The organism is Streptomyces sp. NPDC004435 (assembly GCF_042873895.1).
In the GTDB taxonomy this organism is placed as follows: Bacteria; Actinomycetota; Actinomycetes; order Streptomycetales; family Streptomycetaceae; genus Streptomyces.
The window spans coordinates 62,867-79,304 of the sequence record NZ_JBIAMB010000010.1 but is presented as its reverse complement, the minus strand read 5'-3'; the positions used below and the strand labels follow the sequence as shown (position 1 = coordinate 79,304).

The window sequence follows — 16,438 nt, the reverse complement described above, 5'->3', positions numbered from 1 at the left end:
CCCGACGGGGCACTTGAGGCAATCGAGATGGAACCGGGGCCAATCCGGACAGGGAATCCGGAGAGTGTCCGGTTATCGGTCACCCGACTCCGGCGTTCAGGAAAATGCCCCCGTCGACGACCAGCGTCTGACCGGTGATCCAGCCCGACTGCTCCGAGGTCAGGAAGGCCGCGGCGCCCCCGATGTCCTCCGGGACGCCGAGCCGGCCCATCGGGTAGGCGGCGGCCGCCTCGGCCTCGCGGCCCTCGTAGAGCGCCTGGGCGAATTTCGTCTTCACCACGGCCGGCGCGATGGCATTCACCCGGACCACCGGCGCGAATTCATGCGCGAGCTGCTGGGTGAGGTTGATCATCGCGGCCTTGCTCACCCCGTACGCCCCGATGAACGGGGAGGCGGAGATTCCGGCGACGGAGGCGATGTTCACGATCGCGCCGCCGTTCTCCTTCTGCCAGGCGTGCCAGGTCCGCTGCGCGAATCCGAGCGCCGAGACGACATTCGTCTCGAACACCTTTCGGGCCACATCGAGGTCCAGGTCCGCGATGGGGCCGAAGACCGGGTTCGTGCCGGCGTTGTTCACCAGATAGTCGACGCGGCCGAAGGCGTCCATCGCCGCCTCGACGGCGGCGGCCTGGTGGGCGGTGTCGTGGGCCTTGCCCGCGACCCCGACGGCCCGGTCCGCCCCGAGCCGCTCCACGGCCTCCTTGAGGGCTTCCTCGCCGCGTCCGGTGATGACGACCCGGTCGCCGCGGGCGACGAGCGCCTCGGCGATGCCGTAGCCGATGCCCCGGCTGGCGCCGGTGACGAGGGCGACCTTGCCGGAGGGCTCCGGCAGCTGCTGTGCGGTCATCCCGCTCTCCTCACTCTCGACTCTGGTCGTGCCGGTTCAGTTGAGCGGGCCGCCGGCCACGTACATGACCTGGCCGGAGACGAAGCCCGCGTCGTCGCCGGTGAAGAAGGCGATGGCGTTGGCGACGTCCTCGGGGCGCCCGACGCGCTGGACCGGGATCATGGAGGCCGCGGCGGCCTGGAAGTCCTCGAAGCCCATGCCGACGCGCTCGGCGGTCTGCGCGGTCATCTCGGTGACGATGAAGCCGGGGGCGACCGCGTTGGCCGTGATGCCGAACTTGCCAAGCTCCTTGGCCAGGGTCTTGGTGAAGCCCTGGAGACCGGCCTTGACCGCGGAGTAGTTGGCCTGGCCGCGGTTGCCGAGCGCCGAGGAGGAGGAGAGCGAGACGATCCGGCCGAAGCCCGCGTCCACCATGTGCTTCTGACACGCCTTCGCCATCAGGAAAGCGCCCTTGAGGTGCACGTTCATGACGAGGTCCCAGTCGGACTCCGACATCTTGAAGAGCAGGTTGTCGCGCAGGACGCCGGCGTTGTTGACGAGGATGGTCGGCGCGCCGAGCTCGGCGGCGACACGGGCGATCGCGGCCTCCACCTGGGCGCCGTCGGAGACGTCGCAGCCGACCGCCAGGGCGCGGCCGCCGGCGGCGGTGATCTTCTCGACGGTGTCCTTGCAGGCCGCCTCGTCGAGGTCGAGAACGGCGACGGCACGGCCCTCGGCCGCGAGGCGGAGCGCGGTGGCGGCGCCGATGCCCCGTGCGGCACCGGTGACGACGGCTACGCGCTGCTCGGTGGTGGACATGCTTGCTTCTCCTCGCCCTCAGGGGTCCCGGGCTCTCCCCGGGCTCATGAGCGACCGCTTAGTATCGCCCGCAGAACGAGACGCTAGAAGCCCTGGCACCCGGTGTCAACGGCCCACCGGGTGCACCCCGTCACTCGGCCGTCACCCCGTGCACGGAAGGCGGCGGGTGCGGCGGGTCACCGCACGAGGAGGTCGAGCAGACGTTCCACCTCGGCCTCGGGGTCGCCGGTGAGGCCGGTGTGGACCGGGCCGGGCTGGACCACCGTGGAACGCGGCGCGATCAGCCAGCGGAAGCGCCGGCCGGCGTCGTCCCCCGCGGCCTGTCCCGCCGCGTCGCCGCCGAGGCACACGCCCTCGACGGCGCGCAGGGCGGCGCGGACGCCGGTGACGTCGGCCGACGGGTCGAGCGCGGCCAGCTTGGCCTCGTCGAGATGGGTGCGGGCGGCGACGAAGGAGCGGGCGCGGCAGTAGACGACCACGCCGGCGTTGAAGCACTCGCCCCGCTCGACGCGCGGTACCACGCGCAGCAGCGCGTACTCGAAGACATCGCGGTCGGTCACGGGGTGCTGTCCTTCTCGGGGGCGTGCTGCGGCCGGGGGGCGAGGCGCTCGGCGAGCCAGCCGGGCGGCTGCTGCGGGCGGCGGTCGGTGCGGGGGCCGAGGGTGATCCGCTCGTGGATGGTGGCCGCGCGGGGCAGCAGGGCCTCGACGTAGGCGGCGCGCAGGGCGTCGGTGGACTCGAAGCCGGGCTCGTCCAGCAGCCACTCGTCGGGTACGTCGGCGGCGACCTCGTCGAGCAGCTCGCGGGTGACGAGCGGGGCGAGCTCCGCGGCGGCCGCGGCGACGTCGGGCGCGAAGGGGGCCAGCGCGTGGTCCGAGGCGTCGTAGGGCTTGGCCGCGGAGGCGGCGGCGCCCGGCCAGTTGTGGTGCCAGATCATGGTGGCGCCGTGGTCGATGAGCCACAGATCGCCGTGCCAGACGAGCATGTTCGGGTTCCGCCAGGACCGGTCCACGTTGTTGACGACCGCGTCGAACCAGACGACCTTCCCGGCCTCGGCCGGGTCGACCTCGTACGCGAGCGGGTCGAACCCCAGCGAGCCGGGGAGGAAGTCCATGCCCAGGTTGAGCCCGCCGCTCGCCTTGAGCAGCTCCTGCACCTCCTGGTCCGGCTCGGACAGCCCGATGACCGGGTCCAGCTGGATGGCCGCCAGCTCGGGCACGCGCAGCCCGAGCCGCCGGGCCAGCTGCCCGCAGATCACCTCGGCGACCAGGGTCTTGCGCCCCTGCCCGGCGCCGGTGAACTTCATGACGTACGTGCCGAGATCGTCGGCCTCGACGATCCCGGGGAGCGATCCGCCCTCACGCAAGGGTGTGACGTAGCGGGTCGCAACGACCTCTTCCAGCACTTCCCAGGCCACCCATCTCTTCAGCCCTACAGACCACGGACGACTTCTCCGGAGCTCGGAGGCAGGGCGGGACACGGGTCGACGGCGCCGGGGAGCGTCCGGGGGTTCCGGCCGGCGGGCCGGTCCCGCCGCTCCCCGGGAGGTCGTCGATGGTGTCGCGCCCCTCGCTGCCGGCTTCCGGCATGAAGTGACCAGGGTAACCGAGGGTGATCGCCGACGAGGTGGGGCGGAGCCGTCGTGCGGGGCGCCGAGGCCGGGGGCGCGTCCGTGGGGCGGTCAGGTGCGGCGGTGGTACGCCTTGTTGGCGATGCGCCAGGCGTCGTCGGTGCGGACCAGGAGGAAGACGTCCGTGAAGGTGTCGGGGCCGTGGAACAGGGTCATCGTCGCGGTGGCGACCGTGCCGTGGACGGTGACCGCGTCGACACGGCGCAGGCGGGTCGGCTCGTCGGGGGCCGGGGTGCCGTGGAAGAGGGCGCAGTAGGTGTCCAGGGGCCACGAGGTGAACACGCCGTCGCGGACGCCCTCGACATGGGCGGTGGGGAGGAACGCGTCGCGGAAGTGGGCGGGGTCGCCGGTGGCGTGGCCGCGGACGTAGGCACGGAGCGGTTCCAGGACCTCGTCCGGGACGGCGGGCTCGGTGGCGGCGACGGCGATGTCGTCGTCGGGGCCCGCGGTGCCGTCGGTCAGCCCGGCGTCGCTGCGCAGCGGCACCTGCGTGGCGTCGGCCAGCAGGTCCGAGTCCTTGGCCAGAGCGCCGACGGTGAACTCGGCCTCGCGCTCCTCGCCCAGGAGGAAGGGGCGCTTGCGGGTGACGAGACCGCCGAGCTGGCCCAGAGCGAGGACGTCCAGGGCCCGCTCACGGGGGAGGCCCAGCGCGTCGGCCTGGCGCAGGGCGTCCCGCAGGGCCAGGACGGCGCCTGCGAGGCTGTTGTTGGCGACCAGCTTGAGGGCGGCGGCGGTCGCCGCGTCGTCCGTCTCCCGCACGGTGCCGAGCGCCTCCAGCACCGGCCGGGCCCGGTCGAGCGCGGCCGTGCCGCCCGCGGCGAGGATCTGCAGGGTGCCGCCGGCGACGGCCGGGACGGAGCCGAGGACGGGCGCGTGGACGGCGTCGGCGCCGACCGACCGTGCCAGTTCGGCCGCCTCCGCCGGGGCGACGGTGCTGGTGTTCACCACCGGCGCGCCGGCCGGCAGCGCGTCGCGAACGGCGGCGAGGACTTCGCGGCACGCCTTGCCGTCGAACAGGGACAGCAGGACGAGGTCCGCGCCCGACACCGCCTCCTGGGGGTCGGCGGCTGTCTTCACGGCGTCCGGGGTGCGCCCGGAGCGGGTCCAGCCGACCACGTCGTGGCCCTGGTCGGAGAGGCGTACGGCCATCGCCTCGCCCATGCGGCCGAGGCCGAGGACGGCGATCTTGCGCGGTGCGGTCATACGGCCACGATCACCCACCCGGAGGGTTGCGACAAGCGCAGATCCGGCAGACTTCCCCTGCGCGCGGCGCATATCAGCCGGTCATACTGGGCGGATGGAACTGCGGGGCTGGCGGACCTTCGTGACCGTGTGCAGGCTCGGCTCGCTGTCGGCGGCCGCGGTCGCCCTCCACCGAACCCAATCGGCCGTCTCCCGGCAGATCGCCGGGCTGGAGCGGGAGCTCGGCGTCGCGCTGCTGGACCGGCACGCGCGCGGGGTGCGGCCGACGCCGGCCGGCGAGGTGTTCCGCCGGCACGCCCAGGCGACGCTCGACGAGGCCGACCGCGCCGTGCGTGCCGTGCGGGAGGCGCGCGACGGGCCGGCCGCCCGGCCCCTGGCCGTGGGCGCGACGCCGTCTCTGGCGGCGGGGGTGGTGCCCGAGGCGATCCGGGCGCTGCTGGAGCGGTCGGGACCGCTGCCGTGGAGCCTGCTGCCCGCGCTGAGCGCCTCCCTGTACGACCGCGTGCTCGTCGGCGACCTGGATCTCGCCGTGGTCACCGACGCTCCGCCGGGACTTCCCCACGTGCCGCGGGTCGAGCGCCGTTTCCTGGGGCTCGACGAGATGGTGGTGGCGCTTCCGGCCGGTCACCCGCTGGCGGGTGAGGGCCCGGTACCGCTGCGGGCGCTGGCCGGGGAGAGCTGGGTGGAGGACGACGACGGTTCGGAGGCGCTGCTGCGGCAGCACGCCGCGCGGGCCGGGCTCGTCGCGCGGATCGACCTCGCCGCGGCCGATCTGCTGGGCAAGCTGGCCCTGGTCGCGACCGGACACGCCGTCGCGCTGGTGCCCGGGGTGCTGACCCGGGCGCTGCGGACCGACGTCACCACGGTGCGTCTGGTGGATCCGCCGACGCGCGGCGTGTACGCCGTCACACCGCGCCGCGACCCGCATCCGGCCGCGGCCCCGCTGTTCGACCTCCTGGCCTCGCACTTCGCCGCGGACCCGGCCTGACGCGGGGCTCCGCCATCGGCCCGGCCCGGGGATCCCCCACCGGCGCGGCCCGAGGGCCCCGACCGGCGCCGCCCGTCCCGGGGCACCGGCCGGCCCGCCCCGCCCCCTGGGTCACGGCCCGTCCCCTACCGCCTCCGGGCCTCCTCCCCCGCCGGGTCGAAGAAGGCCGTCGCGCGGGCCAGCGCGGCCGGGTCGGCCTCCAGGTCGCCCGCGCGGTGGGCGCGGGCGAGGAGGGCGCCGCACCAGCGCATGCCGAGGTAGTCGGCGGTGCGGCGGAGCATCCCGGTGAGTGGTTCGGCGTCAGCGTCGTCCCCGCGGGCGTACGCCGTGACGGCCCACAGGTTCTTGCCGCGCATCCGGTCCCGGAAGCCGACGTCCGGGAGTCCGCTCCAGCGGGCCCAGTAGTCGAGGTAGAGCTTGGTGGCGGCGGAGACGCTGTACCAGTGGAGCGGGGAGGCGACGACGATGTCCGTACTGTCCAGCGTCGCGTCGAGCAGCACCTTCTCCGCGCCGTCCGGGAGGGGGCCGTCCGGGGTCGCGGGGAGCTGAAGCTCGCTCAGGCTGAGCCAGCTCGCGGCGGTGTCCGGCGGGAGGCCGCCGGCGGCGTACCGGGCCAGGGCCTCGGTGTTGCCGCCGCTCCCCGGGCTGCCCAGGATGAAGGCGAAGTTCCTGCTCCGTACCGATTCGAGCGTGGCAGTCACGGCAGTCCTCACGGCTCGTCGTGGTCAGGCGGACCGGTCGGCGACCAGCCGCAGGTGCTCGCGGGCGTCGCTGTGCAGCTGGTCCGAGTAGTCGATGCGGCCACCGGGACCGGCGTAGCGGGGCGCGCGGTCGCCGGAGGTGCGGCGCAGGATCGTGACGCTGTTCTGCATCAGCTTCTGCGACTCCAGGAGGCTCACGACCTCCAGTTCGCCCGGGTGGCGCTCCTGGAACTTGGCGATGTAGCGGCGGACGGCGTCGCCCTCCGGGTAGGTCATCAGGTAATGCATGACGACGAGGCCGCCGTCGGGGTCGATGAGGGGCCAGAAGTGGTCGAAGAACCACAGGCACTCCCAGGCGTCGACCCAGGCGAAGTCGATGGGGGTGAGCTCCTCGGGGAGCTTGTCGAGGGAGTCCTTGAGGTCGGCGTTGACGACGGTCACCCGCTCGTCGAGGCCGAGTTCGGCGAGGACCTCGCGGACCCGGCCGGCGGAGGACTCGGCGATCGAGAGGTTGTCGACGGCCGCGAGGACCGGCCGGTACGGCTCCAGGTGGAGCGAGGGGGTGACGAGGGGCGGCTCGGCGAGGAGCCAGCTGTCGTCGAGGGCGCGGCCGGCGTCGAGATGGACGCGGGTCTTCTCGGCGAGCGCCAGGGACTCGGCGGCGACGGTCGCCTCCGCCTCGGCGAGCGCGGCCGCGAGGAAGGGAGTGGTGTACCCCATCCCCACCTCCAGAACCCGCCGGGGCCTCAGCAGCTGGACGAGGTTGGCGAGAAGCGGGCCCACCACTTCTGTACCCATTCCGGGAACGGACAGCCGGGCGACCGCCGCGCGGAACTCTTCGCTGTGAATCGAATGATTCATTTCCATCCTTTGGTAAATGCCTGGTAGAAGCGGGTGGGAGTGCGGTTCGCTCGTGGTTTACGGCGGGCCGTTGCCGCAACAACGCTCTGGCCTAACATGGATACGCAGCGCATGATCACTCAGGGGGGAAAATGTCGCAAACAGGTTGTGAGGAACCGGCGTGCGGTCCCGGGCTGTGCGCGTCCGGGCTGCGGCGCTACGAAAGCGCCGTGGTGAACGGCACGGCGCCGGCCGATCCGCCCGTCGCCTGCGCCACCGGACTGGGGCTGCTGGTGCCGGTGCCGGGCGAGCCCGGGCTGCTGGCTCCCGTCACGCCGACGATCGCGGCGGGCCTGACCCTGACCCCGCTGTCGCGGATCCTGACGGAGGGGCAGCTGCGCCTCGAAGCGCTGACCAAGTCGTTCGCGACGGCGAAGGCCGTGTACACCGAGGCCAGACAGGGGGGACCGCAGAACTCGCGGGTGCTGCGGGGCGCCGGGGAGATCGCGGAGACGATCGACACGGCGGTGGCGCTGTGCAAGGCGGAACTGCTGACCGCCCAGCCTGGCGGGCGGCGTCCGCCGGAGATCCTGGAGACCGTGGTCCAGCGCAACCTGGACCTGCTGGCCCGGGGCGTGGCGCAGCGGACCCTCTATCAGCACGCGGTGTGGAATCACCCGCCGACCGCGGATTACATTCGCACCGTCGCGGAGGCCGGCGGAAACATACGGACCGTGGACGAGATGTTCGACCGGGTGATCATCTGCGACCGCGCGGTGGCCTTCATTCCCACCCTTTCCCATTCGCCCGACGAGGCGCTGGAGGTCCGGGACCCGCACGTCGTCCGCTATCTGGCCAATGTCTTCGAATGCACGTGGGCCCGCGGAACCCTGGTGGATCCCGCCACGGGTAAACGGCCGGAAATCGTCGTTTCGGAACTGGAACAGAGCATCGTCCGTTTCCTTGTCGCCGGTCACACCGAGGAGAAGATCGCCCGGGGGCTCGGAATCAGCCGACGGACCGTGGCCGAATACATCAGCCGGATCTCGCGCCGGCTCGGCAGCGTGAGCCGGGCCCAGCTCGGCTATCTCATCGCGACGAAGGGGCTGCTCCCCGAGCCGGAGCTGGAGGAGTCCTGCCCGCCCTGACGCCGCGCCCTCACCCGCCGGACGCGGTCGCTCCCCCTCACCCGCCGGACGCGGTGGCTTTCCCGCGCCCGCCGCGCCCGCCGCACCCGCCGCACCCGCCGCACCCGCCGCTCCCGCCGGTCGCCCGGGCGGCAGGCCGGCCGCCTTCCGGGCCGGGAAGGCGCCCGGTCCGGGCCGCGCGGCCCGTGCTCCGGGCCTTGCACGTCTCACGCCGCGGTCCTAGCGGGCCGCGGCGCGCAGCGCGTCGGCCCGGTCGGTGCGCTCCCAGGTGAAGTCGGGGTGTTCGCGGCCGAAGTGGCCGTACGCGGCGGTCCGGGCGTACACCGGCCGCTTGAGGTCGAGGTCGCGGATGATGGCGGCCGGCCGCAGGTCGAAGACCTCGGTCACCGCCCGCTGGATCCGCTCGACGGGGACGGTCTCGGTGCCGAAGGTCTCCACGAAGAGGCCGACCGGCTCCGCCTTGCCGATCGCGTACGCGACCTGCACCTCGCAGCGGCGGGCGAGCCCGGCCGCGACGACGTTCTTGGCGACCCACCGCATCGCGTAGGCCGCGCTGCGGTCCACCTTCGACGGGTCCTTGCCGGAGAACGCGCCGCCGCCGTGCCGGGCCATGCCCCCGTACGTGTCGATGATGATCTTCCGGCCGGTCAGGCCCGCGTCGCCAATCGGGCCACCGACCTCGAAGCGCCCGGTCGGGTTGACGAGCAGCCGGTAGCCGTCGGTGTCGAGCTTGATGCCGTCCTCGGAGAGGTGGCCGAGGACGTGCTCCACGACGTGGGCGCGGATGTCCGGCACCATCACCTCGTCCAGGTGGACGTCCGGGGCGTGCTGCGAGGAGACGACGACGGTGTCGAGGCGGACGGGCCGGTCGCCGTCGTACTCGATGGTGACCTGCGTCTTCCCGTCGGGCCGCAGGTACGGCACGGTGCCGTCCTTGCGGACCTCGGTCAGGCGGCGGGCGAGCCGGTGCGCGAGGTGGATCGGCAGCGGCATCAGTTCGGGCGTCTCGTCGCAGGCGTAGCCGAACATGAGGCCCTGGTCGCCCGCGCCCTGCGCGGCCAGCTCGTCGCCCGCGCCGTCGACCCGGGTCTCGTAGGCGGTGTCGACGCCCTGCGCGATGTCCGGGGACTGCGCGCCGATGGAGACCGAGACGCCGCAGGAGGCGCCGTCGAAACCCTTCGCGGAGGAGTCGTAGCCGATCTCCAGGATCTTCTCCCGGACAAGCCGGGCGATCGGGGCGTAGGCGGTGGTCGAGACCTCGCCGGCGACGTGCACGAGCCCGGTGGTGATCAGGGTCTCCACGGCGACCCGGGCCTGCGGGTCCTGGGCGAGGAGCGCGTCGAGGACGGTGTCGCTGATCTGGTCGGCGATCTTGTCGGGGTGGCCCTCGGTGACGGACTCCGAGGTGAACAGGCGGTGTGTCATGACGGTCGCTCCAGGAGGGGGTCGCGCACGGCGGAGACGTCCCGGGCGATGCCCCGGCCCACCGCCGCCGCGTGCTCGAAGAGGTAGAAGTGGCCACCGGGCCAGGAGTGCTGTGCGGTCCCGGCCGTGGTGCGGGTGGCCCAGGGGGCGGCGAGCGCGGGGTGGGCGACCGGGTCGTCATGGCCGGTGAAGAGGGAGAGCGGCGCCCCCAGCGGCGGGCCCGGGTGCTCCGTGTACGTGTCGACGATCGCGAGGTCGCCGCGGAGCACCTCCACCATGAGGCCGACCAGTTCGGGGATGGCGAGGACCTCCTCGGGCGTGCCGCCGAGCTGCCGCATCAGGCCGGTGAGCCGCTCGGTGGGCCACAGGTCCCGCCGGTCCCGGTCCGGCCGGTGGCCCGGCGCCGGGGCGCCGGAGAGGCCCACCCAGGCGGGCGGCGGCCCGCCCCGGGAGAGCTCGCGGGCCAGCTCGTACGCGACGAGGGCCCCCATGCTGTGGCCGAAGACGCCGTACGGCCCGTCCAGCACCCCGCGGGTCAGCGGGGCGAGCCAGGCGACCGCCTCGCCGGTGGAGCGCAGGCCCCGCTCGTCCGGAGCCATCATGCGGCCCGGCAGGTCGAGCGAGAGCAGCCGCCACTCGGCGGGCAGGTGCCGCAACAGCGGGGCGAACGCCGCCGCCGAGCCCCCCGCGTGGTGGAGCAGGAGCAGGGTGAAGGGGGCGCCGGACGGGCCCGCGGAGTCGGGTCCGGTGACCGGGGCGAGGTACCTCCGCAGGTCCTTCCAGCCCGCGTACGGCTGCGTGGCGGCGGTCATCGGCCCCGGTACTCCAGTGCGGTGACGCTCCAGCTGAAGCCCATGCCGCTGGCGGCGACGAGCACCAGGTCCCCGGTGCGGAGGCGGCCCTCCGCACGGAGGTCGCCGAGCGCGAGGAACGGGTCGGAGCCGCCCATGTGCCCGTAGCGGTGGTAGTTGAAGACGCTCTTCTCCGGCGGGATCCCGAGCCGGGCCAGCAGCTTCTCGTGCATCCCCTTGTCCCCCTGGTTGATCAGGAACCGGTCGACGTCGGCGATGTCCTTGCCCAGGTCGGTCAGCACGTCGTCGACGCGGGCCGGGAAGTTCTCCAGGTAGGCGTCGCCGAGCCCCTGCCGGCGGCCGCGGCGGCGCATGAGCACGCGGTCGTCCTCCACGTCGCCGGAGTAGTAGTCGGCCCACGAGGGGTCGGTGCGCGCCGAGGAGGCCACGACGTCGAAGAGGCAGTCCTCCCGGCCGAGGAGGAGCGCGGCCGGCGCGTCGCCGAAGTTGAACAGGGCCCTGGACTCGGGGTCCTCGTGGTCGACGAGCCGGCTGAGCCGGTCGCCGATGAGCACGAGGGCGTGCGGGGCGCCGCCCAGGGCGAGTTCGGCGAGGGCGGTGCGGACCGCGGTCATGCCGCCGTTGCAGAAGTTCGCCACCTCGAAGCAGTGGGCGTGCCGGATGCCGAGGACGTCGGCGACCTTGGCGGCCGGCGACCAGAACGGCAGGTCCCACTCCCCCGACCCCGCGTACAGGACGAGGCCGACGGTGTCCGGGTCCGTACCCGTGCGCTCCAGGACGGTGCGCCCGGCCGCGGCGGCGAGCTCCCAGGCGGTCTCGTCCTCGTCGAGGGCGGGGAACCGCTCGGTGTGGGTGATCGCGAGGATGTCGGCGACGGGCACGCCGGAGGACGCGTGCAGCTCGTGCACGTCCACGGCCGACGAGGGGAGGACGACCTCGAAGTCGACGATGCCGCCGGCGGGCCGGGCCCGCGGGATGCGCTCGGTCATGCCGGTACGCCCTCCCCGTCGCGGGCGGTGCGCTCGCGGAGCCGGTTCAGGTGCTCCAGGCTCGCGAGGACGGCCGGGGTGGGCAGGCCGAAGTCGATGAGGCAGGCGATCTCGTCGACGCCGATCGCGCGGAACCGCTCCACCATGCGCTCCGCCTTGTCGACGGTGCCGAGGAGGCCGCCGTCGTCGAAGTAGCGGTCGAAGGAGCGGGCCACGATGAAGTCGATGTCCTCGGGCGCGAGGCGGGAGGCGTCGATCCGCCGCCCGTCGAGCCGGGAGCCGAGCAGCAGGCCGAGGGAGCTGCGCAGGTAGTCGCCGAGCGGGGCCCGTACGGTGTCCCGCACCGCGTCCTCGTCCGGGCCGAGGAAGGCGTGCACCATGAGGGCGACGTGGCCGGTCCAGCCGTCGGCGCGGCCGAGTTCCGCCACGGCCTTGCGGTACTCGGCGATCTTGCCGGCGAGGTCGTCGAGGTCCTGGCCGAGGAGGTGGGTGAGGAGCCCGGAGCCGGAGCGGCCCGCGTTGCGGAAGGTCTCGACGCCGCCGGCGCTCGTGACCCAGACGGGGAGCTCGGGCTGGACGGGCGGCGGGTAGATGCCGAGCCGCTGCTCGCCGCCGACGCCGTCGGTGACGGCGATCTTCTCGCCGCGCCACAGGGCGCGGACCTGCTCGACCTGCTCCAGGAGGATCGCGCGGCGGTTCTCGTAGTTCTCCGGGCGCAGCGCGAAGTCGGTGGCGTGCCAGCCGGAGGCGAAGGAGAGGCCGACCCGGCCGTCGGAGAGGTTGTCGACGACCGACCACTCCTCGGCGATGCGCAGGGGGTGGTGGAGGGGGGCGACGACGCTGCCGGCCCGGATGCCGATCCGCTCGGTGACGGCGGCGAGGGCCGCGCCGGTGACCGACGGGTTGGGGTAGAGGCCGCCGAAGGGGTGGAAGTGGCGCTCCGGGGTCCAGACCGCGCTGAAGCCGTTGCGGTCGGCGAACTTGGCTCCCTCCAGGAGGAGTTCGTACCGTCCGCTGGTGGACTCGGTGCTGTCGTTGGCGAAGTAGAAGAGGCTGAAGTCCATGGCGTGCGTTCTCCGATCGGGCCGTGGTCAGGTGGCGACGGCCGGTTCGGCGCCCGTCTCGGGGGCCGGCTTGCGGGTGCGTTCCGCCCAGGCCGCCACCGAGGGGGCGGCGAGGCCGGCGGCGAGGAGGAGGGCGGCGAAGACGATCCAGGCCGGCCAGCCGAGCTTGACGATGAGCAGGGTGGCGAGCGCGGGGGTGACCATCGAGCCGAGCTGGGTCGACATGCCGAACATGCCCTGGTACTGCCCCTGGGCGTGGTCGGGGGCGAGGCCGTAGGCGAGCGACCAGGAGCCGGCGCTGTAGAACATCTCGCCGACGACGTGGACGAGGGCGCCGGCGAGGAGGGCGACGACGGCGATCCAGACCGGGCGGTCGGCGGCGAGGGCGAAGAGGGCGCAGCACAGGGCGAGCAGGACGCCGCACCGCCGCAGGGTCCGGGCGCCGCCGCGGACGGTCTCGCTGCCCTTGCCGGCCCGCACCTGGAAGGTGACGACCACGATCGTGTTCAGGATGAGGATGACGGAGTAGAGCCACTTCGGCGCGTCGGTGTGGCCGGTGATCCAGATCGGCAGGGCGACGGTGAGGATGGCGACGTTCATCACGAGGACCGAGTTGAGCAGGGCGACGGCCGCGTACGGGAGGTCGCGCAGGACGACCCAGGTGCGTCCGGTGCGCTCCTTCGGTACGGGGGCGACGGCGGGGACCGTCATGTAGGCGGCGCCCGCGATCAGGAACATCGCGCCGCCCGCGATGAGGAGGCCGACGTAGGCCGGGCGGTTGTCGAACCACAGGGCGACCGCGCCGGCGGCGGCGCCGAGGGTGACGCCGAGGTTGCTGACGGCCCGCATGTAGGACCAGGCGCGGACCCGTTCCTCCTGCGGGATGAGGCCGGCGATGAGGGCGCCTCGGGCGGCGTCCGTGGAGGACTCGGCCATCAGGGCGAGGCTGGTGACGACGACGAGGGCGGCGAAGCTCTCGACGAAGGCGTAGGCGCCGACGAAGACGCCGAGCAGCAGGAGGAAGCCGACCGTGGTGTTGCGGGGCCCGACCGCGTCGGCGAGCCGGCCGGCCGGGATGCTGGCGGCCATGGCCATGGCCGCGCCGATGCTGAGGGCGAGGCCGACCTGTTCGGCGGGGATGCCGACGGTGCGGGTGAAGAAGAGGACGCTGACCGCCATGAGGACGCCGTGGCCCGCCGTCTTGGCGAAGTTGCTCAGGCACAGGGTCCGGACGATGCCGGGCGGCGGAACGATGTCATCGAGAAGCGCCATGGTGGCCTCCGTTGCCGTCGGCCGGTCCGGCCGCGGCGAGGTCGGGGGTCTGGAGGTCCGCGGTGATGCGCGGGCGGTCGATCTTGCCGTTGGGGTTGAGCGGCAGGGTGTCCAGGTGCCGGAAGCGGCGGGGCACCATGTGGACGGGGAGGCGCTTGCGCAGCCAGCGGACGAGCGGCTGGGGCTCGACGGGGGCGCCGGTGAGGCAGCCGACGAGCTCGGTCTCGTCGCCCCGGCCGAGGGCGACGACGACGGCCTGGTCGATGTCGGGGTGGCGGCGGAGCGCGGCCTCGATCTCGCCGAGCTCGACGCGGTAGCCGCGGATCTTCACCTGGTTGTCGAGCCGCCCGAGGTGGACGAGACCGCCGTCCTCCCGGCGCACCCGGTCGCCGGTGCGGTAGTAGTGCTCGGCGGTGAGGGGGCCGTCGCCGTCGTACGGCAGGGTGCCGCGCTCGTCGTGGGAGAGGAAGCGGCCCCGGTCGTCGGCGGGGTCGAGATAGCCGTCGAAGCGCTGGGAGCCGCGGACGACGAGTTCGCCCTCGTCGGCGGGCCGGCCGTCCTCGTCGAGCACCAGGTGGTCGAGGAAGGGGTAGACGGGCCCGACGGGGACGGTGTCGTTGGAGGTGGCGGGCCACCGCCGCGGGTCTGCGGGGAGTGCGAACTCGGTGCACGCGACGGTGAGTTCGGTGGGTCCGTAGACGTTCTCGATGGCGGCCCCCGGGGCGACGGCGTGCCAGGCGCGGGCCTGGTCGTAGGAGAGCTGCTCGCCGATGAAGACGCTCGACCGCAGGCTCGTCGCGCGTCCGGCGGGCAGGTTGCCGAGCTGGGCGCTGATGGAGACGACGGAAGGCACCGAGAACCAGTGGGTGATGGCGTGGTCGGCGATGTAGTCGACGGGCGAGAGGAGTTCGGCCCGGCCGGGCACCACGAGGGTGGCGCCGCCTCCCCAGGTGACGAACAGGTCGAAGACCGAGGGGTCGAAGGTCAGGTCGAAGGTGTGCGAGGTGCGGCAGCCGGGTCCGATGCCGTACCGGGCGATGTTGTGCGCCAGGTAGGGGCCGAGGTTGCGGTGCCGGATCGGCACGCCCTTGGGCCGGCCGGTCGAGCCCGAGGTGAACAGGACGTAGGCGACGTCGTCCGGTCCCGCGGCGTACGCAGGGAGACCGGGGGCCGCGGTGTCGGCGGCGCGCCCGGCGGCGGTGACCTCCGCGGAGTCCAGCCGCAGTTCGGTGGGGACCGCGCCCGCCAGGCCGCCGTCCAGCTGGACGGCGTCGGCCGCGTCCGCGACGAGGACCTCGGCGCCCGACAGCTCCACGATCATGCGGTTGCGCTCGGCCGGGAAGCCGGGGTTGACCGGGGTGACGGTCGCGCCGAGGCGCTGGCCGGCCAGGTAGGCGGCGAGGACCGCGACGGAGCGGGTCGCCATGACGGAGACGCGGCGGGGCGCCGAGCCGTGCGCCGCGACGAGGCGGGCGGCGACGTGCTCGGCCGCGCGGCGCAGTTCGCCGTAGGTGAGGACGGTGCCGGCGGCTTCCAGGGCGGGCTCGTCCGGGTGGCGTGCGGCGGTCCGGTCGAACCACGCCCAGAGGGTGGCGGGGGTGGCCTCAGTCACGCGCCACCTCCGGGGCGGCGGTGACAGTCAGGTCGGGGGCGTCGAGCCGCATGGTGGTGGGCGGCTCCTGGCGGGCGGGCTCGATGTGGAGCAGCTCGATGCCGTCCCGGTCGGGCCCGGTGACGGCGGCGGCGCAGGGGCACGGGTCGCCGGTGAAGCCCGCGAAGCGGTAGGCGACCTCCATCATCCGGTTGCGCTCGGTGCGGCGGAAGTCGGCGGCGAGGTGGACGCCCGCGGCGGCGGCCCGGTCGGTGAGCCAGCGCAGGATGACGGTCCCGGCGCCGAAGGAGACCACGCGGCAGGAGGTGGCGAGGAGTTTGAGGTGCCAGACGCCGGGGAGCCGTTCCAGGAGGACGATGCCGACGGCGCCGTGGTCGCCGAAGCGGTCGCGCAGCGCGATGACGAGGACCTCGTGGCCGGGGTCGGCGATCAGGCCGCGCAGCTCGGCGTCGCCGTAGTGGACGCCGGTGGCGTTCATCTGGCTGGTGCGCAGGGTGAGTTCCTCGACGCGGGCCAGGTCCTCGGCGGCGGCCCGCCGGATCGTCATGACGAGGTCGAGGGTGCGCAGGAACTCCTCGTCCGCGCCGGTGAAGTCCTGGCGGGCGGCCTCGCGGCGGAAGCCCTCCTGGTACATGGCGCGGCGGCGGCGCGAGTCGGCGGTGGCGACGGGGCTGAACTCCGGGCGTCCGGTCAGTTCCAGGACGTCCTCGGCCGGGTAGCAGCGCACCTCGGGGAGGTGGTGGGCGACCTCGGCGCGTTCGGCCGGCTGGTCGTCGACGAACGCGATGGTCGTCAGGGCGAAGTTGAGCCGCTCGGCGATCTCGCGGACGGAGCCGGACTTGGGGCTCCAGCCGATCCGCGGGTGCACGAAGTACTCGGCGACGCCGAGCTTCTCCAGCCGCTCCCAGGCGTGGTCGTGGTCGTTCTTGCTGGCGACGGCCTGGAGGATGCCGCGCTCGTCGAGGGTGGTGATCACCGCGCGGACCTCGTCGGAGAGGACGACCTCGCCGTCCTCCAGCAGGGTGCCCTGCCACAGCGTGTTGTCGAGGTCCCACACCAGGCACTTGACGGTCGGGGCGGCCTCGGCGGTCCCGGGCTGCTCGGTCATG

16 protein-coding genes are annotated in these 16,438 nt (G+C 73.6%); 2 read left to right on the top strand and 14 right to left on the bottom strand.

The window, feature by feature from the left end:
* Positions 1 to 79: 79 nt before the first annotated feature.
* The 5 genes from ACFYT9_RS19585 to ACFYT9_RS19565 all read right to left on the bottom strand — a co-directional run bounded on the left by ACFYT9_RS19585 (position 80) and on the right by ACFYT9_RS19565 (position 4,478).
* Positions 80 to 847 (bottom strand): SDR family oxidoreductase, encoded by a 768-nt coding sequence (locus tag ACFYT9_RS19585; protein WP_387278565.1) that lies wholly within the window; start codon positions 845 to 847, stop codon positions 80 to 82.
* A 36-nt stretch (positions 848 to 883) separates the two neighbouring features.
* Entirely contained in the window at positions 884 to 1,645 is a 762-nt protein-coding gene (fabG, locus tag ACFYT9_RS19580) for a 3-oxoacyl-ACP reductase FabG (RefSeq protein ID WP_360313369.1), read from the bottom strand.
* Between the two features lie 176 nt (positions 1,646 to 1,821).
* The gene (locus ACFYT9_RS19575) at positions 1,822 to 2,205 is read right to left on the bottom strand and encodes a DUF3037 domain-containing protein (protein ID WP_389165444.1); all 384 of its coding nucleotides are present in this window, start codon (positions 2,203 to 2,205) and stop codon (positions 1,822 to 1,824) included.
* Positions 2,202 to 3,050 (bottom strand): HipA family kinase, encoded by an 849-nt coding sequence (locus ACFYT9_RS19570; protein WP_389165823.1) that lies wholly within the window; start codon positions 3,048 to 3,050, stop codon positions 2,202 to 2,204. The genes ACFYT9_RS19575 and ACFYT9_RS19570 overlap by 4 nt, the downstream gene beginning before the upstream one ends.
* Before the next feature lie 276 nt (positions 3,051 to 3,326).
* The gene (locus ACFYT9_RS19565) at positions 3,327 to 4,478 is read right to left on the bottom strand and encodes a nuclear transport factor 2 family protein (protein WP_387278560.1); all 1,152 of its coding nucleotides are present in this window, start codon (positions 4,476 to 4,478) and stop codon (positions 3,327 to 3,329) included.
* Between the two features lie 94 nt (positions 4,479 to 4,572).
* Here ACFYT9_RS19565 and ACFYT9_RS19560 point away from each other — a divergent pair, with 94 nt between their 5' ends.
* The gene (locus ACFYT9_RS19560; protein WP_389165441.1) at positions 4,573 to 5,466 is read left to right on the top strand and encodes a LysR family transcriptional regulator; all 894 of its coding nucleotides are present in this window, start codon (positions 4,573 to 4,575) and stop codon (positions 5,464 to 5,466) included.
* Between the two features lie 125 nt (positions 5,467 to 5,591).
* On the opposite strand, the gene ACFYT9_RS19555 is transcribed toward ACFYT9_RS19560, so the two are convergent.
* Together ACFYT9_RS19555 and ACFYT9_RS19550 are read right to left on the bottom strand one after the other, a co-directional pair.
* The gene (locus tag ACFYT9_RS19555) at positions 5,592 to 6,167 is read right to left on the bottom strand and encodes a flavodoxin family protein (RefSeq protein ID WP_387278556.1); all 576 of its coding nucleotides are present in this window, start codon (positions 6,165 to 6,167) and stop codon (positions 5,592 to 5,594) included.
* Positions 6,168 to 6,191: 24 nt separating this feature from the next.
* Positions 6,192 to 6,965, bottom strand: a complete 774-nt coding sequence (locus tag ACFYT9_RS19550; protein WP_389165438.1) for a class I SAM-dependent methyltransferase — start codon at positions 6,963 to 6,965, stop codon at positions 6,192 to 6,194.
* A gap of 272 nt (positions 6,966 to 7,237) precedes the next feature.
* On the opposite strand from ACFYT9_RS19550, the gene ACFYT9_RS19545 reads away from it, so the two are divergent.
* Positions 7,238 to 8,155: a helix-turn-helix transcriptional regulator gene (locus tag ACFYT9_RS19545; protein WP_376605587.1), complete on the top strand. Its 918-nt coding sequence runs from the start codon at positions 7,238 to 7,240 to the stop codon at positions 8,153 to 8,155.
* Positions 8,156 to 8,374: 219 nt separating this feature from the next.
* On the opposite strand, the gene metK is transcribed toward ACFYT9_RS19545, so the two are convergent.
* Genes metK through ACFYT9_RS19510 form a run of 7 tightly spaced genes read right to left on the bottom strand, consistent with a single transcriptional unit; the run spans position 8,375 to position 16,437 of the window.
* Positions 8,375 to 9,580 (bottom strand): methionine adenosyltransferase, encoded by a 1,206-nt coding sequence (metK, locus tag ACFYT9_RS19540; protein WP_389165435.1) that lies wholly within the window; start codon positions 9,578 to 9,580, stop codon positions 8,375 to 8,377.
* Entirely contained in the window at positions 9,577 to 10,392 is an 816-nt protein-coding gene (locus ACFYT9_RS19535; RefSeq protein ID WP_389165433.1) for a thioesterase II family protein, read from the bottom strand. The genes metK and ACFYT9_RS19535 overlap by 4 nt, the downstream gene beginning before the upstream one ends.
* On the bottom strand, positions 10,389 to 11,381 hold the full coding sequence (locus ACFYT9_RS19530; protein WP_389165431.1) for a 3-oxoacyl-ACP synthase III family protein: 993 nt from the start codon (positions 11,379 to 11,381) through the stop codon (positions 10,389 to 10,391). The genes ACFYT9_RS19535 and ACFYT9_RS19530 overlap by 4 nt, the downstream gene beginning before the upstream one ends.
* Positions 11,378 to 12,445: a MupA/Atu3671 family FMN-dependent luciferase-like monooxygenase gene (locus ACFYT9_RS19525; RefSeq protein WP_376602570.1), complete on the bottom strand. Its 1,068-nt coding sequence runs from the start codon at positions 12,443 to 12,445 to the stop codon at positions 11,378 to 11,380. Before ACFYT9_RS19525 ends, ACFYT9_RS19530 begins: the two co-directional genes overlap by 4 nt.
* A 27-nt stretch (positions 12,446 to 12,472) precedes the next feature.
* Positions 12,473 to 13,717 carry an MFS transporter gene (locus ACFYT9_RS19520; RefSeq protein WP_389165428.1) on the bottom strand — a complete coding sequence of 415 codons (1,245 nt, stop codon included), beginning with the start codon at positions 13,715 to 13,717 and terminating at the stop codon, positions 12,473 to 12,475.
* Positions 13,701 to 15,329 carry an amino acid adenylation domain-containing protein gene (locus ACFYT9_RS19515; RefSeq protein ID WP_389165427.1) on the bottom strand — a complete coding sequence of 543 codons (1,629 nt, stop codon included), beginning with the start codon at positions 15,327 to 15,329 and terminating at the stop codon, positions 13,701 to 13,703. The genes ACFYT9_RS19520 and ACFYT9_RS19515 overlap by 17 nt, the downstream gene beginning before the upstream one ends.
* Positions 15,322 to 16,437: an HAD-IIIC family phosphatase gene (locus ACFYT9_RS19510; protein ID WP_389165424.1), complete on the bottom strand. Its 1,116-nt coding sequence runs from the start codon at positions 16,435 to 16,437 to the stop codon at positions 15,322 to 15,324. The genes ACFYT9_RS19515 and ACFYT9_RS19510 overlap by 8 nt, the downstream gene beginning before the upstream one ends.
* Between the last annotated feature and the right edge of the window lies 1 nt (position 16,438).